Origin of the sequence: Rhodococcus sp. 05-2255-1e (assembly GCF_002259025.1) — a bacterium.
GTDB lineage: Bacteria > Actinomycetota > Actinomycetes > Mycobacteriales > Mycobacteriaceae > Rhodococcoides > Rhodococcoides fascians.
The window spans coordinates 746843-770117 of sequence record NZ_NOZE01000009.1; the positions used below are offsets into that span (position 1 = coordinate 746843).

Below are 23275 nucleotides of genomic sequence, written 5' to 3' on the forward strand. Positions count from 1 at the left end.
CATGAGCACGATAGGACCGAGTGTGCAGGAGCTGCACTCGCTCGCTACCCGGCAGGACGGCTACTTCACCGCCGAACAGGCCGGTGAACTCGGCTTCGACTCTGCGATGGTGCGCGTCAACCTGGCGACGGCCACGTGGACTCGCGTCGAGCGCAACCTGTTTCGGCTCGGGCAGTGGCCGCACAGCGAACTCGAAGTGTTCGCTATGTGGTGCGCGTGGTTCGGCGGCGAGGCAGTGATCTCACACCAGAGCGCCGCCGAATTGCACGGTTTCGGACACCTGCACCCGCAGTTCGTACATCTCTGCGCGTTCGGAGACCTACGACTCACCGACACTCGCCTGGCAGTGCATCGACTGCGGCTCGAGCCGCGTGACGTCGAATCGGCCGGCACGTTCAACATCACCACTCCCGTACGCACGGTCCTCGACCTCGCCGCAGGTGGCATCTCGCAGATCACCCTCGACGAGGTGGTGGGCGACGCCGTGGCTATCGGTCGCGTCGACCCGCAGGCGCTGTACTCCGAGGCCGGCAGCAGCACCGATCGAGTGGCCGAACGCGTCGAACTGGCACTGTCCGCCTGTACGTGATCGCTAGCCCGCGTGCACGATACGGGTGCGGGTGACGACGAAGCCTGCGCGCTCGAAGGCTGCTCGCATGGGTGCGTTTGCTGCATCGGTGGTTCCGACTATGCGGTGCTGCCCGTCGTCGTGGTGTATCCGGACCATCTCGGACAGTAGATCGTCGACATAGCCCTGACCACGATGCTCGGGGAGCACCCCGAGATAGCTAATGGCCGCGTCGTAGGCATTTCTGGTCGGGACGACGAAGCCCACCGTCGTGCCGTCGAGTCGGCCGGCGATCTGCCAGGACTCCCGCCGCCCCGGTAGCGAACCATAGAAGACGAGATCGTCCGCGGCGAGTGCGGCGACGCCGTGCTCGGCGACCATCTCTCGAGTATGGGAGTCGAGGCTTCCGGCTGCGACGGCTTCGAACACCTCGAGGAATTCTGCATCGGTGCCCGCCGAGAAGTGCAGTCGGGTCGACGTCTCGGGCTGCGGGGCGTCAGCCGTCCGGGCGAACGAGACGCGTTCGGTCGTGCGGGTGAATCCGCCTCCGTACGCAGCCGATGCGCGCCACGCCAACGCCCGCGGCAGGGAATCGTCCATCGAGTTCCCTACCGGCACATCGACATTGAACTCCAATGCGATGCTGTGATCGAACGCTGCACGGGCGGCACCGACCAGGGCAGCGCCGACGTCGTCCGGTCTCTCCTCGTCCGGGGCGACCGACAAGCAGTCGAGGGTGACCGGGCTCGTTGCGTCGGAACGGCCCCACCACACCGCGCGCCCGACCGGACGGCCGGCGCGTTCGGCCAGCCATGTCCACTCGAACCGGTAATTGCCCGACGCCATGTCCTCGTGGAGGCGAGTCGAATCGACCCACTCGACTGGCTCCACAGTGCGCCACTGCTCGAGTATTTCGAGGTCGTCGCGCACACACGGCCTCACCGTGAGAGCGTCAGGTGTGTTCATGCGCATTTCCTTCGCAGCAGGATCGGTCACGTCGGGGCGACCGTCGACCAGGGCACTGTGAGCACGTTGTCTCGCATGCGGCGGCGGGGGAGTGCGACCGGGAGTCCTTGCTCTGCAAGCACTTTCAATGCCGCCCGCCAACGCAACCGGGGGCCGAACGGGGCCAGTGGTGCCGAGACCGACCACGCGCGGTCGGCGCGGCGCAGCACATCGTGGATCAGCTCGCCCTCGATGTTGCGGTGTATCAACACTTTCGGAAGCCGCTCCGCGATGTCCGACGGCATCTCGACATCGAACGGGTCCCAGGCCAGAGTCAGAGATCGTGGCCCATCGGCGTCGAGCAGCACCCACGCGCAGCGTCGACCGAGTTCGTCGCAGGTGCCGTCGACCAACAGGCCGCCGGGTGCCAGGCCCGACAGAATGCGGTGCCAGGCACCGGGAACCGCGTCCTCGGGATATTGCCGCAGCACGTTGAAGGCCCGCACCAGATTCGGTCGCAGTCCGGCCAACTCGAAGCCGCCACGGGCGAATTCGACGCCGCCGCTTCCTTCGACCACCCGCGCGGGATCGATTTCCAGACCGGTGACTCGGAGATCGGGCCTGACGGTGCGAAGTCGGCCCGCGAGTTCGAGAGTCGTGTTCGGCATCGCCCCGTACCCGAGGTCGACGACGAGGGGGTCCGGTGATTCGCGCAGGACGCGTCGGACATCGGGATCGTGCATCAACCACCGGTCGCTGCGACGCAACCGATTGATACCGGTGGTGCCGCGGGTGATGACGCCTTCAGGCCCTTTCAGTGGGCTAGGCGTTCTTCTCGAGCCAGTCGGCGGTCACTTCGCCCTCGCCGCGCCACAGGTCGATCAGGTTGACGAGCATCAGTTGCTCGAGTTTGCCGCCGATGAACGGCAGGAACACCTTGGCCTCGGAGGACGTGCGCAGCGTCGAGCCACCGTTGGTGGGGAACAGTGACGTGGTGCCCTTCAGCGAGCCGGGTCCGGCCGGAATCGACGCGTCGTAGTGCCCCGCAGTGGTTTCCCCGTACGCGTCGAAATGCACGTTGCGGGTGATGACCATGTCTTTCTTCATCACCGTCTGTGCGATGTCGGGCAGTTCGGTACGGGGGATGACGTGGTGCATCACGATGTCGATTCCGGCGTCGGACACCTCGAAGCTCTTCAGCTCGTTCTCCGAATACTTACGCATCTCCTCGATGCGCGCGTCCCAGTGCTCGCGACTGGACAGCGCTGCATAGACCTGCTGCGTCGAGTGGGTGAACCGGGCAGAGTAGTTCATTCGGCGAGCCATAGTGCGCCAGGTTACCCAGGAGCGGAGCCTGCGGAGCGACCAGGTTACCCAGGAGTGGAGCCTGCGGAACGACCAGGCTCAGCTGCTTGCTTGCGCGGCGATCCAGTTACCGGTGAAGTCCTGCTCGTTGTCGATGAGGGCGAGGACCTGCTCGCTGATCATCGCTTCGATCTTCCCGCCGAAGATGGGGACCTTGACCTCGGTGGTGCCGGCCAGAGCGACGGTGGTCGTCTCGCCCTTGCCGTCGAGGGTGGTGGTGCCGGTGATGCGCGCGGGTGCTCCTTCGACGGTGGCTCCGAAGGTGCCCGCGGCGTGGGTGCCGTCGAACTGTCCCCAGCTCTCGGTGCGTTCGATGATGAGGTCGCCCTTCTTGAAGGCGGTGACCGCGGACGGCAGCTCTTCTTCGGGGACCGACTGGGTCATGACGACGTCGATGGTGCCGTCGCCGACGGTGACGCTCTTCAAGCTGGCACCGGGGCCGCCGATCTGCTCGATGCGGTCCTTCCAGTACTGCTCGGACGTCAGCGCTGCGTGGACCTTGTCGGCGGAGGCGGGCACAGTCGAGCTGTGCTCAATAGGGCGAGGCATCCCCGCAGGTTACCGGGTGACTGAGGACGTTCGTGCGCGACCGGTAGCGTGAGAGTCCGTGCCTACTGCAATTTCCGAACTCACCACCATCCGGGTGGGCGGCCCAGCCCGTGAATTCACCGTCGCGACGAACGCTGACGAGTTGGTCTCTCTGGTGCGTGACGCGGACCGTGCAGGGACGGATGTGCTGGTCATCGGCGGCGGATCCAACCTGGTCGTCGGCGACGACGGGTTCGACGGCCGGGTGGTTCGGGTGACCGGCTCGCGGTTGGAGATCGACGGCGAGCGGGTGACCGTCGACGCCGGTGTCGAGTGGGATGCCGTCGTAGAAGCGACGATCGATGCCGGGCTGTCCGGTATGGAAGCGCTGTCGGGGATTCCTGGAACGACCGGCGCGACGCCGATTCAGAACGTCGGGGCCTACGGTGCGTCGACGTCGGAATTGCTGCACAGCCTCACCGTCTACGACCGGCAGACGCAGGAGACCTCGGTGTGGACGCCCGAGCAGTGCGGATTCGGAACGCATCGGTCGTCGGTGTTCAAGCGATCGTCGCGCTACGTGATTCTGGACGTGACGTTCGCGCTGAAGAAGACCACCGAATCGCTGCCGGTGCGCTACGCGGCGTTGTCGGAGCGGCTCGATGTGCAGATCGGCGACGTCGTTCCGGTGCCCGACGTACGCGCAGCAGTGCTCGCGCTGCGCGGTGAGCGGGGAATGGTGCTGGATGCGGCCGATCACGACACGTGGAGCGTGGGGTCGTTCTTCCTCAACCCGGTGTTGCCGGAGGTGCCGGAGCAGGCAACCCACGCGCCGAGCTTCCCCGATCCGGCCGGCACGAAGATTCCGGCCGCCTGGCTCATTCAGAACTCGGGATTCCCGCGGGGCTACGGCACCGAGTTCGGCCGCGGTACTGCGGCCCTGTCGACCAAACATGTACTCGCGATCACCAACCGGGGCGGGGCCACCGCGTCGGACATCATGGCTCTTGCCGCGCACGTCCGAGACGGTGTGCGAGAGAAGTTCGGGGTCACGCTGACCCCCGAGTGTGACCTCGTCAACTGCGCTCTGGGTTAGGGACGCTCGAAACGGCGCATACGATGGAGATTCGAGAGTTCGGCTCGTAGGAGGTAAGTCAGTGCAGGTCACCAGCGTGGGGCACGCGGGATTCCATATTCGGACCGAGGCGGGGAGCATCCTGTGCGATCCGTGGGTGAACCCGTCCTTCTACGCGTCGTGGTTCCCTTTCCCCGACAACTCGGGCCTGGACTGGGACGAGTTGGGTGATTGCGATTACCTCTACGTCTCGCACCTGCACAAGGATCACTTCGATCCCCGCAACCTGGCCGAACACGTCAACAAGGACGCGACGGTCCTGCTGCCGGACTACCCGGTGCTCGATCTCAAGCACGAGCTGGAGAAGCTCGGCTTCCACAAGTTCTACGAGACCACCGACTCGGTCAAGCACACGCTGACCGGGCCCAAGGGCGATCTCGACATCATGATCATCGCGCTCCGCGCGCCTGCCGACGGCCCGATCGGCGACTCGGGCCTGGTGGTGTCCGACGGGAAGACAGTCGCGTTCAACATGAACGACGCGCGGCCGGTGGACCTGGACATGATGACCGAGCAGTTCGGTCCCGTCGACGTCCACATGCTGCAGTATTCGGGCGCGATCTGGTACCCGATGGTCTACGACATGGTCTCGCGTGCGAAGCGGAACTTCGGTATCCAGAAACGTCAGCGACAGATGGATCGTGCGCGTCAGTACATCGAGCAGGTTGGCTCCACCTGGGTCATTCCGTCGGCGGGCCCGCCGTGTTTCCTCGATGACGAACTGCGCTCGCTCAACGACGTCTACGGCGACCCGGCCAACGTGTTCCCGGACCAGATGGTGTTTCTCGAGCAGATGCGCCTGCACGGGCACGACAAGGGTTTGCTGATGATTCCGGGCACGACGGCCACGTTCGAGGGTTCGGATCTGAAGTCCCACGAGCATCCCATCCCCACGGCCGACGCCGAAGCCATCTTCACCACCGGCAAAGCCGATTACATCGAGGCCTACGCCCAGCGTCAGGCGTCGGTGATCGCGGCCGAGAAGGCAGGCTGGGCACCGGCCGAGGGAGAGCCGCTCCTCGAGCCGCTGCGCGGACTCTTCGAGCCGATCATGGCGCAGACGGATCTGATCTGTGATGGCATCGGCTACCCCGTCGGGATCACGATGGGTGACGAGACGGTTGTGCTGGACTTCCCGAAAAGGATTGTCCGAGAACCGATCTCGAACGAGAAATTCCGTTACAGCTTCACCATCCCGCCAGAACTCGTACGCACCGCAGTGCGTGATCAGGAGCCGGACTGGGTCAACTCGATCTTCCTGTCCACCCGGTTCCGGGCCCGACGGGTCGGCGGGTACAACGAGTTCCTGTACACGTTCTTCAAGTGCCTCACCGACGAACGCATCGCCTACGCGGACGGTTGGTTCTCCGAGGCGCACGACGACACGGCAACCATCACGATGGGTGGCTACGAAATTCAACGTCGCTGCCCGCACCTGAAGGCGGACCTGACGAAGTTCGGAATCGTCGAGGGAAACAAGCTCACCTGCAACCTGCACGGCTGGGACTGGAACCTGGACTCGGGACGCTGCCTGACGTCGAAGGGACACGAGCTGCGCTCGCAGAAGCTCTGACCGGTTCGTGACGGTTCCCTGTGAGACTCCCCCCAAAAACAGTGGGAAAAGTGGGGTAGTTCGCAGACGCAGGTACGTTGGACAACGTGCATGAGCAGGTAGAACAGACAAAACGGACGCGCATGGTGTGGTTGGTCACCGTGCTCGTCGCACTGGTTGCGTTAGTAGCCGGCTGCACCGTCGGATCGGGCGACAAGAGCCCCGGTGCTTCGGCACCGACGACCGAGGCAGCGCCCGTCGCGCAGATCACGCAGAACCCGGCCGAAGGTGCCACCGACGTCAGCCCGGTGGCACCGATCTCGGTGTCGGTGACGAACGGAACGCTCACCCAGGTCGAGTTGACGAACCCGGACGGCAAGGTCGTTCAGGGGGCACTGGCACCCGACAAGGCGTCCTACGCCGTCACCGAGCCACTCGGGTACGGGGTGAAATACACGTGGTCCGGTTCCGCCGTCGGCGCGGACAACAAGACCGTGCCGATCGAGGGCAGCTTCACCACCGTCGAACCGGACAGCCGCACCTCGGTGAGCACCAACATCGGCGACGGCCAGGAAGTCGGCATTGCAGCGCCGATCATCCTGCAGTTCGACTCGGCGATCGAGGACAAGGCAGCCGTCGAGAAGGCGCTGACCGTCACCACCAACCCGCCGACGCCCGGTGCCTGGGCGTGGTTCCCCGACGACAACGGCTCGCGCATCCACTGGCGTCCCACCAACTACTGGACGCCCGGCACGACGGTCTCGGTGAACGCCAAGCTCTACGGCGTGAACTACGGCGACGGTGCCTACGGGGCCGACGACGTCACCCTCAACTTCAGCATCGGACGCAGCCAGGTCGTCGTCGCCGACGCCACCAGCCACCGCATGCAGGTGGTGCGCGACGGCGCGACGATCATGGACATTCCCGTCAGCTACGGCGAGGGCAACGAGGATCGCAACGTCACCCGCAGCGGCATCCACGTCGTCACCGAGAAGCACGAGGACTTCCTGATGTCGAACCCGCCGTTCTACGAGAACGTGCGCGAACGCTGGGCGGTGCGCATCTCCAACAATGGCGAGTTCATCCACGCCAACCCACTGACCACCGGCGTGCAGGGTGCATCGAACGTCACGAACGGGTGTATCAACCTCTCGACCGAGGACGCGCAGCAGTACTTCGGTACGGCGATGTACGGCGACCCGGTGGAGGTCACCGGCACCCGCATCGACCTCTCCGCAGCGGACGGTGACCTGTACGACTGGGCCATCGACTGGCCGACGTGGGAGTCGATGTCGGCGCTCCCTGCCGGCGGGGCACCAGCTACGACGACGCCTGCGACAACGGCACCCGCGACGACAACGGCACCTGCGCCCGCTGGGTAGAGCGCTGCGCGCATGTGAGTGGAACCTCGTAGCCCACTACGAAGTTCCACTCACATGGGTTACTTACGGGAGAAGCGCCCCGGACCGGCCTGATCGCGTGGCTTGATGATGATCTGATCGAGATTGACGTGCGACGGGCGCGAGGCGACGAAGCCGATCACCTCGGCGATGTCGCTCGCGACCAACGGCGTGATGCCCTGGTAGACCGCGTCGGCCTTGGCCGCGTCGCCGTCGAAGCGGACCAGTGAGAATTCGGTTTCCACGGCACCCGGTGCAACCTCGGTCAGCCGCACCGGCTTGCCGAGCAGCTCGCCGCGCAGCGTCCGATGCAGTACGGCCTGAGCATGTTTGGCGGAGGTGTATCCCGAGCCGTTGTCGTAGGCCTCGAATGCCGCGACGGAGGTGATGGTGACGATCAGGCCGTCGCCGGAATCGATCAGCTTGGGCAGCAACGCTTTCGTGACGCGCAGTGTGCCGAGAACGTTGGTCTCCCACATCCAGCGCCAGTCGTCGAGGTCGGCGTCGATCACCGGGGCCAATCCCTTTGCGCCACCGGCATTGTTGATCAGGACGTCGACGCGGGGGATGACGGCGGTGAAGGCGGCCACCGAATCCTCGTCCGTCACATCGAGTTCCAGGGCGGTGCCGCCGATCTCCGAGGCCAGTTCTTCGAGGCGGTCGAGCCTGCGTGCGCCGATGACGACGTGGAATCCGTCGGCGGCGAGTTGGCGCGCAGTGGCCGCGCCGATGCCGGAACTCGCTCCGGTGACGACGGCGATGCGGGTATCGGGTGCGAAGTGTTCGGGCGAGGTCATGGAGAAATTCTAGTTCGGGAGAAACAGCGCATCCGGACGGGCCCGATTGGACAATCGGGCTTCGAGTGCTAATTTTGGGTTCATGTCCGCCAGCGAGACCACCGCGATGCGGGTCACCTATGTGACCGCGTCCCTCGGGTCTCGCCTCCCGCTTCCTCGGGAATTGTGTTGTCTCGGCCAAGGAACCTGTCTCTAGCCTTCTCGCGCTATGGGCAGTCGATTCGCGTGACGTGGACCTCCCCGGTCTGCCTCACCCCTTGACCTGCATCACTTCGCTCTTTCGTCGACGTTGCACACGAGACGAGAGTTTTCCACTGCTGAGGAACACGACGGATGTCCGTATCCACGCTGCACCACCACTCTCGCCCCACCGCGCTGCGCTCGCCGGCGCGGTCCACCTCCCACACCCCGCTGCGATCGCGGGTCCAGCTCGTCGCGCCCGATCTTCGGATTGCCGACAGTCCCGCGGCGTCGGTACTGCGGGTCGCATGCGTCGAGGGCCCGATCTCGCGTGACAGTGCGGCGCGCACAACGGGTTTGAGCATTGCCACGGTCAATCGTCAGGTGTCTGCTCTGCTCGGCGTCGGATTGCTGCGCGAGCGCGCGGACCTCACGGCCGCCGGTGCGATCGGACGACCCCGCGTGCCGTTCGAGGTCAATCACGAGCCGTTCTCGACCATCGGGATCCATATCGGTGCCGTCGTCACCGGGATCATCGTCAGTGACCCGCGCGGAAAGATCCTGGGGGCTGTGGAGATTCCCACGCCGAGCGGGTCCGCCGATGCGGCGCTCGCTTCGATCACCCGCAGCGCCGGGGCCTTCGCCGGCAGATGGCATCGGCGCACCCCACTGTGGGTGGGGGTTGCCCTCGGCGGCCGTGTCGACACGACGACGGGCACCGTCGATCATCCGCGTCTGGGCTGGGAGAACGCCCAGGTGGCGGGTGTCATCGGCGGTGGGTTGGGGCTACCGATCTCTGTTTCCGGCCACGTCGAAGCGATGGCGGCGTCGGAACTTCTGCTCGCGCCCCGCGTATCGGACGCCGCTGCTCCGCCGAGCACCAACGGCACCTCGCTCTACTTCTATGCACGCGAAAGCGCAGGCATGGCGCTGACGATCGACGGCCGCGTGCACACTCCGTCCAGCGGACCCGGGTCGATCGCTCACCTGCCCACCGGCTCGTCGGTGCTGTGCAGCTGCGGCAACCGGGGCTGCCTCGAAGCGGCCGTCAGCGATCGCGCGATCGTGACCGCGGCGATCGACCGCAAAATTTTCGCGAGCGTAGCCCGCGGAGCCCGGCCGACTATCTCCGCCGTGTACCGAGCCGCGACCGACGGCTCGGAGTCGGCCCGGGACTTGCTCGTCGAACGGGCCGTCACGTTGGGTCGGACGGTCGCCCTGTTACGCGACATGTTCAATCCGGATCGAGTGGTACTCGGTGGCCAGGCGTTCACGGCGTATCCCGCCGGGATTCCGCACGTGGGGGAGGCCTTCGCGGCCAATTCGACGTTGCCGCGCAGGGACATTCGGGTCACCGGATTCGGCGACCGGGTGCAGGAGTTCGCCGCAACGGTGGTTTCGCTCAGTTCCCTGTACTCGGATCCACTGGCCTCGATGCGCCGAGCAGCCGCGTAAGTTGACCCCACATGAGCACCCCTGCAGCAGGACCGGTTCGGCAGGCCACCGGCATCGACGGAACGAACATCGTCTATCGCGTCACCGGTGACCCGGCGGCGAGACCGCTGGTTCTGCTGCACGGGTGGGCGCAGAGTTCGGCGTGTTGGGGCGACGGGCTGCTGGCCGATCTGTCCTCGCGCTACCGCGTCGTTGCCGTCGACCTGCGTGGCCACGGTTACTCCGATGCCCCCGCGACTGGATACGACGACTCGAAGATCTGGGCCGGGGACGTGGCCGCGGTGCTGGACGCCGAGAACATCACCGCAGGCGCAGTACTGCTGGGGTGGTCGTACGGCGGGCTGGTGATCTGCGATTATCTCGCGACTCACGGCTCGGACGCGATCGCGGGCATCGTGCTCGTGGGTGCGATCACGAGTATCGGCAGAGGCGAGGCAGGCGGACGGGTGGGCACGGCCATGCGGGCGGCAATTCCCGGGGCGATGGCCGAGGAACCGCGTATCGCGATCAAGGCGCTGGGTAGTTTCGGTAATGCGTTGACAGGCCCCGTCGAGGGAAAGGGCACCGAGGCGCAGGCCCTGTTCGGGCTGACCCTGTCCACCCGGCCGAGGGTTCGCGCCGCGTTGTTCGATCGCGCCGTCGGCCACGACGAGCTGCTGCGCAACCTCGATGTCCCCGCCTTCGTGCTGCACGGAACCGACGACACCGTCGTCGATGTCTCGGCCGGTCGGCACGCCGCGGACCTCATTCCCGGAGCCGGCGCGTCGTACTGGGACGGCGTCGACCACGGCCCGTTCGTCGCCGATCCCGAGCGCTTTCTCGGCGAGGTGAGCGAATTCGTCGACGGTCTGGACGGGTGAGCAAAAGCGCAGGCCGTGCGAAGCGGCAGACGTGGCGACGTAATGTGGAGGCGTGCACGCTGAAGAAGTGACTGGACGCCGGCTGAACAGGGTCGCTGTGTTGTCCTTGCATACCTCCCCGCTGGCGCAGCCCGGAACGGGCGATGCCGGGGGAATGAACGTCTACGTACTGCAGAGCGCCAAGCAGTTGGCCGAACGCGGCGTCGAGGTCGAGATATTCACCCGCGCGACGTCGTCGAGCGACGCGCCGGTCGTCGAGGCCGCTCCCGGGGTGCTGGTACGCAACATCGTCGCGGGGCCGTTCGAGGGTCTGGACAAACACGACCTGCCCACTCAACTGTGTGCGTTCGCGGCCGGGGTGCTCCGCGAGGAAGCTCGGCACGAGCCCGGCTACTACGACCTGGTTCATTCGCACTACTGGCTGTCGGGTCAGGTGGGGTGGTTGGCGCGTGATCGCTGGGGAGTGCCGTTGGTGCACACGGCGCACACCCTCGCCGCCGTCAAGAACGCGTCCCTGGCTCAGGGCGATGCACCCGAGCCCGCGGCCCGTCAGATCGGTGAGCAGCAGGTGGTCGCCGAGGCCGATCGATTGATCGCCAACACCACCGAGGAAGCGAAATCGCTCGTCGAGATCTACGGGGCTCGGCAGGAGTCGATCGACGTGGTTGCCCCGGGAGCCGATCTGGCGCAATACAATCCGGGAGACAAGCGGGCTGCACGTGCCGCACTCGGACTCTCGCAGGACGAGGCCGTCGTCGCGTTCGTCGGGCGGATCCAACCGCTCAAGGCCCCCGACGTTCTGGTCGCTGCGGCTGCCGAAGTGCTGCAACGACATCCGAGCATGCCGCTGCGGATCCTGATCGTCGGCGGACCGTCCGGCAGCGGGTTGGACCGACCCGACAGTCTGATCGATCTGGCCGATACGCTCGGGATCACCCCGCACGTGACGTTCATGCCGCCGCAGCCGTCCGCGCGCCTGGCGCAGGTGTACCGAGCCGCCGATCTCGTGGCGGTGCCGAGCTACAACGAATCGTTCGGTCTGGTGGCGATCGAAGCCCAGGCCTGTGGAACACCGGTTCTCGCGGCAGATGTCGGCGGGCTCGGTGTCGCGGTGCGATCCGGTGAAACCGGGCGACTGGTGCAGGGACACCGAATCGCGGACTGGGCCGACGCATTGGCGTCGATGCTCGTCGATCGAGCGACGTTGTCCGAGATGGCAATTGCCGCACCGCTCCATGCGCGAAACTTCTCGTGGGAACACACCGCGGACGGCCTGATCGAGAGCTACCGACAGGCCCGATTCCACTTCGATCGAGGCGAGGCACCGAGTGAATTCTCGCCGCGACGAGTCCGAGGATTGTCGAAATTGCGCAGATCGGGAGCAGTGACTGCATGAGCGAAACCGCCGAACTGATCGACCGGGTCCTGAAGGACCGCGAACTGGACTACACGCGGCGCGGCGAGGTGTTCACCGTCGAACTGCCCGGGGAACGCAAACTGAAGACGACGACGATGGTGACCGTCGGACACCACGGGGTGCGCATCGAGGCGTTCGTCTGCCGCAAGCCCGACGAGAACTTCGAGGGCGTCTACAAATACCTGCTGCGTCGCAACCGTCGGCTGTACGGAGTGCATTACACGATCGACAAGGTCGGTGACATCTACCTGGTGGGCCGAATGTCGTTGCGCGCCGTCGACGGTGACGAACTCGATCGTATCTTCGGTCAGACCCTCGAGGCCGCCGACGGCGACTTCAACGTGTTGCTCGAGCTGGGTTTCGCGGAGTCGATCAAGCGCGAATGGGCCTGGCGTGTGTCACGCGGTGAATCGCTCGCGAATCTGAAGGCGTTCGAGCACCTGGTGGCCAGTGGCAGCAGCGACGAGCCGGAACATCCGTAACTCGCCGGAAACGGCTGGGTATTGCCCTTGGTAACGTCCGGTTCCTAGCCTGAGGTCATGACCAGGCCCGAGGACACTCGCCCGCCGCTAGTGCAGATGTTCGGCTACGGCATGCAGCACATTCTGTCCATGTTCGGCGGTGTCATCGCCGTCCCGATCATCGTGGGCGGAGCAGCCGGCCTGTCCGGGGCCGATCAAGCGCTGCTCATCTCGTGCGCGCTGTTCGTCAGTGGCGTCGCGACCGTGCTGCAGACCGTCGGAGTGCCCTTCTTCGGCTCGCAACTGCCGCTGGTGCAAGGCATCTCGTTTGCATCGGTGTCGACGGTGCTGACCATCATCGGCAGCGCCGAGGACGGTAGAACCGGGCTCCGCACGGTCCTCGGGGCCGTCCTGGTGGCCGCGCTGATCGGTTTGGCCATCGCCCCGTTCTTCTCGAAGATCGTCCGCTTCTTCCCACCCCTGGTGACCGGAAGCATCATCACCGTCATCGGGCTGTCGCTGATGCCGGTCGCCGCACGCTGGATCACCGGCCAGGAGATGGTGGGCGGTGCGCCGAACCCCGAGTACCTGGACCCCGGCAACATCGGACTGGCGATGTTCACCCTGCTCGCGGTGCTGGTGATGACCAAGATCAAGGTGCTCTCGCGCCTGTCCATCCTGCTCGGGCTCGTCGTCGGGACGATCGCAGCACTGATCGTGGGCAAGACGGACTTCGGCGGCGTCGGGGACGCCGCGGTGGTCGCGGTGCCCACCCCGTTCGCCTTCGGCTCGCCGATCTTCGCCGTCGGCGCGATCGTGTCGATGACGATCGTGATCCTGGTGGTGATGGTGGAGACCACGGCCGACATCCTGGCCGTGGGAGAGGTCGTCGGAACCGACGTCGACTCCCGACGCGTCGGCGACGGTTTGCGCGCAGACATGGTCTCCTCGGCCGTCGCCCCCATCTTCAACACGTTCCCGGCCACGGCGTTCGCACAGAACGTGGGACTGGTTGCGATGACCGGCATCAAGAGCCGCTTCGTCGTCGCCTTGGGCGGCGGCGTGCTTGCGTTGCTGGGGCTTTCGCCGATTCTCGCGGCGGTCGTCGGCGTGGTTCCGCTGCCCGTGCTCGGCGGCGCCGGAATCGCCCTGTTCGGAACCGTCGCCGCCAGTGGAATCCGCACCCTCGGCAAGGTGAACTACGACAACAACGCCAACGTCGTCATCGTGGCGGTGACCTTGGCTTTCGGTCTCATTCCTGTTGTTGCGAGCGACTTCTGGGACGAGTTCCCGGACTGGTTCGTCACGGTGTTCCATTCCGGAATCAGTGCCGCAAGCATTGTCGCAGTGGTGCTCAACGTATTCTTCAACGTATTCAAGCCCGGTACGCCGTCGAATCCATCGGTGGTCGCCGCGGGCCCGGCAGTGATGGTGCGCGAGGACGAAGCACGGGTACTCGGCAAAGGCGGAACCTTGCCCGGCAAGGTCGCGCCCGAAACCGATACCTGAGTGAAATCCTGCGCACCCAGGTTCGCGCGAGTACCGTCCCGAAACAGACGAAACACACATCGATATTGGAGGACATCTTGTCATTCGTTACCCGCACGAGTACGCGGAAGGCAGCACTCGGCGGCGTCGCGTCGCTCGGTGCCATTGCCCTGATCGCAGGCTGTGGATCCGCACCCGAGAACGAAGGATCGGGCGGGGGCGGCTCGAGTGACTTCCTGCCCTGCATGGTCTCCGACAGCGGCGGATTCGACGACAAGTCGTTCAACCAGCTCGGATTCGAGGGACTCACCGAGGCCGCAGGCGAGCTCGGCGTCGAGCCGCGCACCGTCGAGTCCACGTCGCCCACCGACTACGCCCCCAACATCAACAACCTCGTCGATCAGGGCTGCAACCTGATCGTCACCGTCGGATTCGACCTGGCCGACGCCACCAAGGTCGCGGCCGAGGCCAACACCGACATCGATTTCGCGATCATCGACGACTCCTCGATCGATCTGCCGAACGTCAAGCCGCTGACCTACGACGCGTCGCAGTCGGCATTCCTGGCCGGTTACGCCGCCGCCAGCTACAGCAAGACCGGAGTCGTCGGCACCTTCGGCGGCTCGCAGCTGCCGACCGTCACCATCTTCATGGACGGTTTCGCCGACGGTGTGAACTACTTCAACGAGCAGAAGGGCAAGGCAGTCCGCGTCATCGGCTGGGACGTGCCTTCCCAGAACGGCTCGTTCACCGGTGGATTCACCGCCAACGAGGTCGCCAAGAACACCGCCCAGGGCCTGATCGACCAGAACGCCGACGTCATCTTCCCGGTCGGTGGACCCATCTATCAGAGTGCGGCGCAGGCCATTCGGGACTCCTCTCGTCCGGTCGCGCTGATCGGTGCGGACGCCGACGTCTTCGAGTCGGACCCGTCGGTCGGCGACCTGCTGCTCACCTCGGTGACCAAGGGCCTCAAGACCAGTGTCGACGAGGTAGTGGCCAACTCCGGTGCAGACAATTTCGACAACAGCCCGTACGTGGGCACGCTCGAGAACGACGGCGTCGGCATCGCGCCGTTCCACGACTTCGAGTCCCAGGTCGACCCCGCGCTGCAGGGCGAACTGGACACGATCAAGGCCGGCATCGTCGACGGGTCCATCACCGTCGAATCGCCGTCGGCACCCAAGTAGCCCCGGTCGTAAAGGGATATGAAGCTCGAACTTCGCGGTATAACCAAACGATTCGGCTCGTTGATCGCCAACGATCACATCGATCTGACGGTCGAATCCGGCGAGATCCACTGCCTCCTCGGTGAAAACGGCGCAGGCAAGTCCACGTTGATGAACGTGCTCAGCGGCCTGTACCGCGCCGAGGAGGGCCAGATCCTGCTCGACGACGTCGAGCAGAACTTCGCCGGACCGGGCGAGGCGATGACTGCAGGAATCGGCATGGTGCATCAGCACTTCATGCTGATTCCGGTGTTCACCGTGGCCGAGAACATCGTGCTCGGCAACGAAACCACCTCGCTCGGTGGACGACTCGACCTCGTGGCAGCACGAAAGCTGGTACGAGAAATATCCGCGAGGTTCGGCTTCGACCTCGACCCCGATGCTCTCGTCGACGATCTCCCCGTCGGCGTGCAGCAACGGGTCGAGATCGTCAAGGCGCTCTCCCGAGAAGCCAAGGTGCTCGTGTTCGACGAGCCGACGGCCGTGCTGACGCCGCAGGAAACCGACGATCTGATGCGGATCATGCGGGAACTTGCGGCGTCGGGCACCACCATCGTGTTCATCACCCACAAGCTCCGTGAAGTGCGCGAAGTAGCAGACAAGATCACCGTCATCCGGCTCGGCAAGGTCGTCGGCGAAGCGAAGCCGACGGCAGGCAACACCGAACTCGCCGCGTTGATGGTGGGACGTGATGTGCAGCTGACCGTTTCGAAGGAACCGGCCGAGCCGGGTGCTGCAGCATTGGTCGTCGAGAACCTGTCGGTGTTCGACGCCCAGGGCAACAAGACCGTCGACGACATCAGTCTCGAGGTCGCCGCGGGAGAAATCCTCGCCATCGCCGGCGTGCAGGGCAACGGCCAGACGGAGTTCGTCGAGGCGCTACTCGGCTTGCAGGAGAACGTATCCGGAAAGATCGCCCTCGACGGTCGCTCGCTCGTCGGGGCGACAGTTCAGCAGGTGCTCGACGCCGGCGTCGGGTTCGTGCCCGAGGACCGGACCGTCGACGGCCTGGTGGGGGAGTTCTCGATTGCCGAGAACCTGATGCTCGACCGCTCCATCAGCGAGCCGTTCGTGCGGCGCGGAGCGGTACAGCGGGAGTATCTCGACACGTTCGCGTCGGAGAAACTGACCGAATTCGATGTGCGGGCACCGGGAATCGGAACCGCCGTCGGACGCCTCTCCGGTGGTAACCAGCAGAAGGTGGTACTCGCACGCGAACTGAGCCGCAATCTGCGACTGTTCGTCGCCGCGCAGCCCACTCGCGGAATCGACGTGGGATCCATCGAATTCGTACACAAGCGCATCGTCGCCACCCGGGATTCGGGGATCCCGGTCATCGTGGTGTCGAGCGAACTGGACGAGGTCGCCGCACTGGCCGACCGCATAGCCGTCATGTATCGAGGAGCAATCGTGGGAATCGTCCCCGGGGATACGTCCCGCGAAACACTCGGATTGATGATGGGCGGCGAGCGCGGTGAGTGAGACCGAGCAGCCGTCGAAAGCTCATGTCGTGCTTCGGCAGATCTTCACCGGCAGTGCGATCATCTCGGTTCTCGCGGTGTTGCTTGCGCTGATCGTCGGTGCCGTCCTCATTGCCGCGACCAACTCCGGCGTCCAGGAATCGGCAGGCTACTTCTTCTCCCGTCCGTCGGACATGCTGACGGCGATCTGGGATTCGGTGTCCGGCGCGTATTCGTCGCTGTTCCAGGGGGCGGTGTACAACTTCCGTCGTCCGGGGTTCGAGAACGGCATCCGGCCGTTGACCGAGACGTTGACGTTCGCGACACCGCTCATCGTCGCCGGACTCGGTGTGGCCCTTGCCTTTCGGGTCGGTATGTTCAACATCGGTGGTCGTGGCCAGATGCTGATCGCCGCCGCATGCGCGGGCTGGGTCGGTTTCGGGGTGAGCCTGCCTGCCGGCATCCATCTGCTGGTGGCCGTTGTCGCAGGCGTTGTCGGCGGCGCGGTCTGGGGCGGCATCGCCGGATTCCTCAAGGCCCGCACCGGTGCCCACGAGGTGATCGTCACGATCATGCTCAATTACGTTGCGTTCTATCTCATCTCGTACCTGCTGCGTACTCCCGGTGCGTTGCAGGCTCCGGGATCGAACAATCCGAAGACGCCCCCCATCGAATCGACGGCCGTGTTCCCGAAGCTGTTCGGCGACAAGTACAACCTGCATCTCGGGTTCGTGCTGGTCATCCTCGTGACGGTCACGGTGTGGTGGCTGCTCGAACGATCGAGCCTCGGATTCCGATTCCGTGCCGTCGGTGAGAACCCGCACGCGTCCCGCGTCGCCGGAATGAACGTCAACCGCATCTACCTCTACGCGATGATCCTGTCCGGAGCTCTCGTCGGCCTGGCCGGTGTAGCGCAGGTGCTCGGTACGGTCACCACCGGCTTCAGTGCCGACATCGACGCCGGTATCGGATTCGACGCCATCACCGTGGCCCTGCTCGGGAGATCCAAACCGTGGGGCGTCTTCTTCGCGGGAATCCTGTTCGGCGCGTTCAAGGCCGGCGGGTTCGCCATGCAGGCGGCCGAGGGCGTACCCATCGACATCGTGCTCGTCGTGCAGTCGGTGATCGTGCTGTTCATCGCCGCACCGCCGTTGGTGCGAGCGGTGTTCCGATTGCCCAAACCCGGTGAAGAGAAACTCGCCAAAGCCGAGACCGCGAAGGTGGGTGCACTGTGACCACCTCCGTCGACTCACCCGCAGAGACGGTCCTCGGTCGTAGTTGGAAGGTGCCCACGATCCTCGGGGTCGTGACACTGCTGGCGTTGGTGCTGTTCGTGGTCCGAAAAGGCTCAGGAACCAGTACATTCGCGCTGGCCTCGGAAGACGACTTCTTCGCACTGCCCGCCGTCGGCGTACCGTCGTACGGTGCCGGCCTGGTCGTGGTCGTATTGCTGGCCGTCATCACCGGCTACGCGGCCCTGTTGGCGTCGCGTTACCGGTCGACGCCGCTGTGGCTGCTCGCCGTGTTCGCAGTGCTGTTCGTATTCGGATTTCTCGCGTGGGCCGCGGACGGGGAGACGATCCCCGTACCCGGATTGCTCATCGGCGCAGTCGCTTTGAGCACACCGCTGATCTTCGGTGCGATGGGCGGAGTGATCTCCGAGCGTGTCGGCGTCATCAACATCGCCATCGAGGGGCAGCTGCTGGCAGGGGCTTTCGTCAGCGCCGTCGTCGCGTCGATCACCGGTTCGACCTACGTGGCCTTGCTCGCCGCTCTGGTCGCAGGCGCACTGACGGCGTCTCTGCTGGCCGTGTTCTCGATTCGCTACTTCGTCAATCAGGTCATCGTCGGTGTGGTGCTCAACGTGCTCGTCGTCGGACTGACGAGCTTCCTGTACTCGGTGGTGCTCACCAAGAACGCCGAAACGCTCAACTCACCACCGCGCTTCGCCCGCATCGACATTCCGGTGCTCTCGCAGATTCCGATCCTCGGGCCGGTGCTCTTTCGGCAGACGCTCATCGTGTACCTGATGTACATCGCCGTGGCCCTGGTGTTCTTCGGTCTGTTCCACACCAAGTGGGGTCTGCGACTGCGTGCCGTGGGCGAGCATCCGCAAGCCGCCGACACCGTCGGGATCAACGTCGCCCGAACGCGGTTCTGGAACGTCTGCCTCGCCGGTGCCATCGCCGGGCTCGGCGGTGCGTATTTCACGCTCGGGTCCGTCGGAGCCTTCGGCAAGGAGATGACCGCAGGTGCCGGCTACATCGCACTCGCCGCGGTCATCTTCGGCCGATGGGATCCGGTGCGTGCAACCCTGGCCGCATTGCTGTTCGGATTCGCGTCGAATCTGCAGAACGTACTGGGCATCATCGGGTCCCCGGTGCCGAGCGAGTTCATGCTGATGCTGCCGTACGTGGTCACCATTTTCGCCGTCGCCGGTTTGGTGGGCCACGTGCGAGGACCAGCAGCGGCGGGCAAACCGTACGCGTCCAGGAGTTGACGGTTTCGCCATCTGACTCAGCGGTAGGGTCGCTGTCCGATGTGACCGCTTTCACTGTAAGGTTCGATCATTGTTGCCGCAGTTTTTCGAAGGAGAGCCATGAGCTTCCGCAGTCCCTTTCCCGACGTCGAGATCCCGAATCTGAGCGTCTACGACTTCCTGTTCGGGTCCATCGCCGAGTCCGATCTGGACAAGCCTGCGCTCATCGACGGCACGTCGGGTGACGTCACCACCTACAAGAGCCTGATCGGCCAGGTCGACGCGATCGCCGGGGCGCTCGCTGCCCGTGGGCTCGAGGTCGGCGACGTCGTCGGACTGCATTCGCCGAACGTCCCCGCATTCGCGTCGGTGCTGCACGGCATTCTGCGTGCCGGCGGAACTGCGACGACGATCAATGCGCTCTACACCGCCGAGGACATCGCCAAGCAGCTCACCGGCTCGGGCGCGAAGTTCCTGTTCACCGTCTCCCCGCTGTACCCGCAGGCCAAGGCCGCCGCGGACAAGGTGGGCATCGACGCCGATCACGTCATCGTGCTCGACGGCGCCGAGGGCCACCCGAGCCTGCGCGACCTGCTCACCCAGGGCGCGCCTGCTCCCGAGGTCTCGTTCGATCCGGCGACGCACGTTGCCGTGCTGCCGTACTCGTCCGGCACGACGGGTGTGCCCAAGGGCGTCATCCTCACGCACCGCAACCTCGTCGCCAACGTGGCCCAGATGGAACCGCGCGTGGGCATCGACAGCAACGACGCGATCCTGGCGCTGCTGCCGTTCTTCCACATCTACGGACTGACGGTGCTGCTCAACATCGCCCTCAAGTTGCGCGCGCACCTGGTCACGATGCCGAAGTTCGACCTCGTCGAGTTCCTGCGCATCATCCAGGACCAGAAGCTGACCTACCTGTTCATCGCCCCGCCGGTGGCCGTCGCGCTCGCCAAGCACCCGATGATCGATCAATACGACCTCTCGAGCGTGCACACCATCTTCTCCGGCGCCGCACCGTTGGACGAGGAGCTCGGCAAGGCCGTCGCCAAGCGCTTGAACACGCGGGTGCGTCAGGGCTACGGCATGAGCGAGCTCAGCCCGGTCAGCCACGCGATCCCGTTCGATCGCGACGACATGCCGCTCAGCTCGGTGGGCCAGCCACTGGCCAACACCGAGAACAAGCTCGTCGACCCGGGCACGCTCGAGGAAATCGAGCTGCCCACAGAGGGATTGAGCAAGCCGGGCGAGCTGTGGGTCAAGGGACCGAACGTGATGGCGGGATACCTGAACAATCCCTCCGCCACCGCGGAGACCCTCGACTCCGACGGTTACCTGCACACCGGCGACATCGCCGTCGCCGACCACGAGGGCGTCGTCTACATCGTCGACCGCCTCAAGGAACTGATCAAGTACAAGGGCTACCAGGTGCCCCCGGCGGAGCTCGAGGCGCTGCTGCTCACGCACGAGGAAATCGCCGACGCGGCCGTCATCGGTGTTCTCGACGACGAGGGCGAGGAAATCCCCAAGGCGTTCGTCGTCCGCCAGCAGGGTGCCACGATCGACGAAGAGGGCATCATCGCGTTCGTCGCCGAGCGCGTCTCCCCGCACAAGAAGGTTCGACGCGTCGAGTTCATCGACATCGTCCCGAAGTCTGCGGCCGGCAAGATTCTTCGTAAGGATCTGCGGGCAGCGGAGGCCGGAAAGTAATACTCCGTTCCACGACAACACCCCGTCCCACACTCAGTGGGGCGGGGTGTTGTGTTGTGGCGCAGACGTTTCGATAGTGCACACCCTTTTCTCGACCGCGCGACCCTCCTCGGGGGCAAACATGGGCGCTCAGTCGGTAGCAGGGGTGTGAGGTTGTCGTGGAACCGCGCTCGAATCAGCCGGGTGCACTCATCGCTGGGCATCGGGTGAGGCGGTTGTATTCGTCCAGGGTGGTCAGTGGGGGACGGTCGACGAGAGACAACGGTGCCACGCTCATCGAGAGCTGAGTTCCGGTGGTGGAGAACGTGGTGAACCCGGCTCCGGAATCGCTCAGACCCAGGCGCGAGAACATCGTGGCGATGATCTGCCGACTCATGACCGCCAACTCCGACGTCGGCCGATTTCGATGCCGTCGGGTTCCCAGTCCGACCTGTCCGATCGCGCCGATACCCAACCGGTCGCACGTATCGAGCAGTACACCGATCTCGACGCCGTAGCCGGGGGCGAACGGAAGTGCTTCCAGGAGGCGACGAGTCGCGGCGTATTCCCCGCCCAACGGTTGGAAGACGCCGGCGAGTTCGGGCCGAAGCGCCGTCAGCAGCGGACGTACCGTCAGCTGCGTGACGCGGCCGCCGCCGTCCTCGTCGGTCGTGTCACCGATCGTCAGCGGCCGACGGTAGAAGCCTTTGACCAACTCGACGTCGTCGGACATGACCAGTGGACCGACGAGGGAGGGAACGAAGTGCGAACCGGGATCGACCAGATCGGAGTCGACGAACACCACGAGGTCGCCCGAGGTGGCAGCCACTCCGCGCCACAGCGCTTCACCCTTGCCGCGAACCACGGGTGTGCCGGGTAGGGCGTCCTCCCTGGAGACGACGGTGGCACCGGCGCAGCGGGCCCGCGCCGCGGTGCGGTCGGTCGACCCCGAATCCAGCACCACCAGCTCGTCGATCAGGCTGCCCAGATGGGGAGTCATCGAGGCGATGACGCCGGCGACGGTGTCTTCCTCGTCGAGAGCGGGCAGCACGACCGAGACGGTCCGGCCACGTTTGGCCCGGATGATGTCTGCCAGTGGCCACGGAGAGCGGGCCCAGGTGGCAGCCAGAGCCGGAGTGCCCGCAACGTCGGTTCGGTTCATCGCTTTTCCTTCGTCATCGCTCGAGGAGTGCACGGCTCAGGACGGGCCGGTCGGCAGCCCCAACGACGGTGCGATCACCGACCACGAATCGTGCAGATCCTGTTGCCAGTAGGCCCAGGAATGGGTCCCGTTGGGTCGGAAGTTGTAGGTGGCCTCGATGTTCAACTCCTGCAACCGTTTCTGCATCTGTTGCGAGCACACATCGGTCGTCGCTTCGATCACTGCGCCGACGGCGAGTTGTTGGGCGAGCTTGCCGTAATCGCTGCCGATACCGGGGCCGCCCGGCACGTCGAACGCACCGGGCGCTCCCGTTCCGGACGAGATGTAGACGGCCATGCCGCGCAGCCCCTCGGCATTGACGTAGGGGTCGTTGGCAATCCAGTCGGCGCTGCCCTGTGGTCCCCACATGTTGGCGGTCGACCCACCGCCGCGGGCCTCGACGACGGACCTGACGTACATGGCACCCACCGGGTCGCTGGTGCGTGCGCATCCACTGAACGCGGCGACGGATCGATACACCGAGGGATGGGCGATGGCCAACTGCAGAACGGACGTGCCTGCCATCGATATACCGGCGACCGCATTGGCCCCGTTGCCGTCGAGCAGAGCATCCATCACCGGAGGAAGTTCGCGACCGAGGAAGGTGGACCACATGTTTCGGCCCAGTACCGGATCGTCGTGCAACCAGTCGGTGTAATAGCTCGCAGCGCCGCCCCGCGGAACCACCACGTTGACGTTCTTGTCTCCGAAGAAGCCGGCGATGTCGGTCTGGTCGAACCAGCTGCTTCCCCCGTCACCGCCCGCCGCTCCGTTGAGTAGATAGAGCGTGGGTGAACCGGGCTGCGCCGACCGAAATACGTCGAGCTGGATATCGCGGTCCATGGCTGCCGAATGCACCCACACGATGCCTCGTCGGTCGGCAACTCCCTCGACGCCGACCACCGACGAGACGGCGTCGGCGGAAGCCGACCCCGTCGTGATCGATAGGAGAACGACGACGGTAGCGAGCACACTCAGAGCCGACAAGGTCGCCTGACCGAGGCGAAATCGACTGGGCATCAACGGTTCCTGACATTGTGGGAGCCACGCACGACAAATCTCCGGC

21 protein-coding genes are annotated in these 23275 nt (G+C 65.2%); 14 read left to right on the top strand and 7 right to left on the bottom strand.

What is annotated here, in order from left to right; genetic code table 11:
* The first annotated feature begins 1 nt into the window (after position 1).
* Positions 2-589, top strand: a complete 588-nt coding sequence (locus CH262_RS06975; protein WP_032365186.1) for a type IV toxin-antitoxin system AbiEi family antitoxin domain-containing protein — start codon at positions 2-4, stop codon at positions 587-589.
* 3 nt (positions 590-592) lie between these two features.
* On the opposite strand, the gene CH262_RS06980 is transcribed toward CH262_RS06975, so the two are convergent.
* The 4 genes from CH262_RS06980 to CH262_RS06995 form a co-directional block, all read right to left on the bottom strand.
* On the bottom strand, positions 593-1534 hold the full coding sequence (locus CH262_RS06980) for a GNAT family N-acetyltransferase (RefSeq protein WP_179274502.1): 942 nt from the start codon (positions 1532-1534) through the stop codon (positions 593-595).
* A gap of 26 nt (positions 1535-1560) precedes the next feature.
* Complete coding sequence (locus CH262_RS06985) at positions 1561-2256, bottom strand: methylase (protein WP_032386176.1); 696 nt, start codon at positions 2254-2256, stop codon at positions 1561-1563.
* A 79-nt stretch (positions 2257-2335) separates the two neighbouring features.
* Positions 2336-2839 carry a DUF2505 domain-containing protein gene (locus CH262_RS06990; protein WP_032381240.1) on the bottom strand — a complete coding sequence of 168 codons (504 nt, stop codon included), beginning with the start codon at positions 2837-2839 and terminating at the stop codon, positions 2336-2338.
* 78 nt (positions 2840-2917) lie between these two features.
* Positions 2918-3427: a DUF2505 domain-containing protein gene (locus CH262_RS06995; protein WP_032365188.1), complete on the bottom strand. Its 510-nt coding sequence runs from the start codon at positions 3425-3427 to the stop codon at positions 2918-2920.
* A 58-nt stretch (positions 3428-3485) separates the two neighbouring features.
* Here CH262_RS06995 and CH262_RS07000 point away from each other — a divergent pair, with 58 nt between their 5' ends.
* The 3 genes from CH262_RS07000 to CH262_RS07010 all read left to right on the top strand — a co-directional run bounded on the left by CH262_RS07000 (position 3486) and on the right by CH262_RS07010 (position 7475).
* On the top strand, positions 3486-4502 hold the full coding sequence (locus tag CH262_RS07000) for a UDP-N-acetylmuramate dehydrogenase (RefSeq protein ID WP_094715090.1): 1017 nt from the start codon (positions 3486-3488) through the stop codon (positions 4500-4502).
* 61 nt (positions 4503-4563) lie between these two features.
* Positions 4564-6114: an MBL fold metallo-hydrolase gene (locus CH262_RS07005; protein ID WP_027498380.1), complete on the top strand. Its 1551-nt coding sequence runs from the start codon at positions 4564-4566 to the stop codon at positions 6112-6114.
* An 86-nt stretch (positions 6115-6200) separates the two neighbouring features.
* Complete coding sequence (locus CH262_RS07010; RefSeq protein ID WP_371831577.1) at positions 6201-7475, top strand: L,D-transpeptidase; 1275 nt, start codon at positions 6201-6203, stop codon at positions 7473-7475.
* 59 nt (positions 7476-7534) lie between these two features.
* On the opposite strand, the gene CH262_RS07015 is transcribed toward CH262_RS07010, so the two are convergent.
* Positions 7535-8290, bottom strand: a complete 756-nt coding sequence (locus tag CH262_RS07015) for an SDR family NAD(P)-dependent oxidoreductase (RefSeq protein WP_032386178.1) — start codon at positions 8288-8290, stop codon at positions 7535-7537.
* Positions 8291-8623: 333 nt separating this feature from the next.
* On the opposite strand from CH262_RS07015, the gene CH262_RS07020 reads away from it, so the two are divergent.
* The 10 genes from CH262_RS07020 to CH262_RS07065 all read left to right on the top strand — a co-directional run bounded on the left by CH262_RS07020 (position 8624) and on the right by CH262_RS07065 (position 21029).
* Positions 8624-9925 carry an ROK family transcriptional regulator gene (locus CH262_RS07020; protein WP_094717271.1) on the top strand — a complete coding sequence of 434 codons (1302 nt, stop codon included), beginning with the start codon at positions 8624-8626 and terminating at the stop codon, positions 9923-9925.
* A gap of 11 nt (positions 9926-9936) precedes the next feature.
* Entirely contained in the window at positions 9937-10785 is an 849-nt protein-coding gene (locus CH262_RS07025; protein ID WP_094643916.1) for an alpha/beta fold hydrolase, read from the top strand.
* A 67-nt stretch (positions 10786-10852) separates the two neighbouring features.
* Positions 10853-12181, top strand: a complete 1329-nt coding sequence (gene mshA / locus CH262_RS07030) for a D-inositol-3-phosphate glycosyltransferase (protein WP_032365422.1) — start codon at positions 10853-10855, stop codon at positions 12179-12181.
* A complete protein-coding gene (locus CH262_RS07035; protein ID WP_032369782.1) occupies positions 12178-12684 on the top strand; it encodes a YbjN domain-containing protein in 507 nt (168 codons plus the stop codon). Before mshA ends, CH262_RS07035 begins: the two co-directional genes overlap by 4 nt.
* 57 nt (positions 12685-12741) lie before the next feature.
* Entirely contained in the window at positions 12742-14172 is a 1431-nt protein-coding gene (locus CH262_RS07040; RefSeq protein ID WP_094717272.1) for a nucleobase:cation symporter-2 family protein, read from the top strand.
* A 77-nt stretch (positions 14173-14249) separates the two neighbouring features.
* Positions 14250-15341, top strand: a complete 1092-nt coding sequence (locus CH262_RS07045; protein ID WP_256988720.1) for a BMP family lipoprotein — start codon at positions 14250-14252, stop codon at positions 15339-15341.
* Positions 15342-15359: 18 nt separating this feature from the next.
* A complete protein-coding gene (locus tag CH262_RS07050; RefSeq protein WP_094717274.1) occupies positions 15360-16862 on the top strand; it encodes an ABC transporter ATP-binding protein in 1503 nt (500 codons plus the stop codon).
* The gene (locus CH262_RS07055; protein ID WP_094717275.1) at positions 16855-18075 is read left to right on the top strand and encodes an ABC transporter permease; all 1221 of its coding nucleotides are present in this window, start codon (positions 16855-16857) and stop codon (positions 18073-18075) included. Before CH262_RS07050 ends, CH262_RS07055 begins: the two co-directional genes overlap by 8 nt.
* Positions 18072-19340 (top strand): ABC transporter permease, encoded by a 1269-nt coding sequence (locus tag CH262_RS07060; protein WP_027498372.1) that lies wholly within the window; start codon positions 18072-18074, stop codon positions 19338-19340. Before CH262_RS07055 ends, CH262_RS07060 begins: the two co-directional genes overlap by 4 nt.
* 99 nt (positions 19341-19439) lie before the next feature.
* On the top strand, positions 19440-21029 hold the full coding sequence (locus CH262_RS07065) for an AMP-binding protein (protein WP_032365199.1): 1590 nt from the start codon (positions 19440-19442) through the stop codon (positions 21027-21029).
* A gap of 175 nt (positions 21030-21204) precedes the next feature.
* Here CH262_RS07065 and CH262_RS07070 read toward each other — a convergent pair whose 3' ends face one another.
* On the bottom strand, positions 21205-22170 hold the full coding sequence (locus CH262_RS07070) for a glucosyl-3-phosphoglycerate synthase (RefSeq protein WP_094652021.1): 966 nt from the start codon (positions 22168-22170) through the stop codon (positions 21205-21207).
* Between the two features lie 36 nt (positions 22171-22206).
* The gene (locus tag CH262_RS07075) at positions 22207-23229 is read right to left on the bottom strand and encodes an alpha/beta hydrolase (RefSeq protein ID WP_094717276.1); all 1023 of its coding nucleotides are present in this window, start codon (positions 23227-23229) and stop codon (positions 22207-22209) included.
* Positions 23230-23275: the final 46 nt, after the last annotated feature.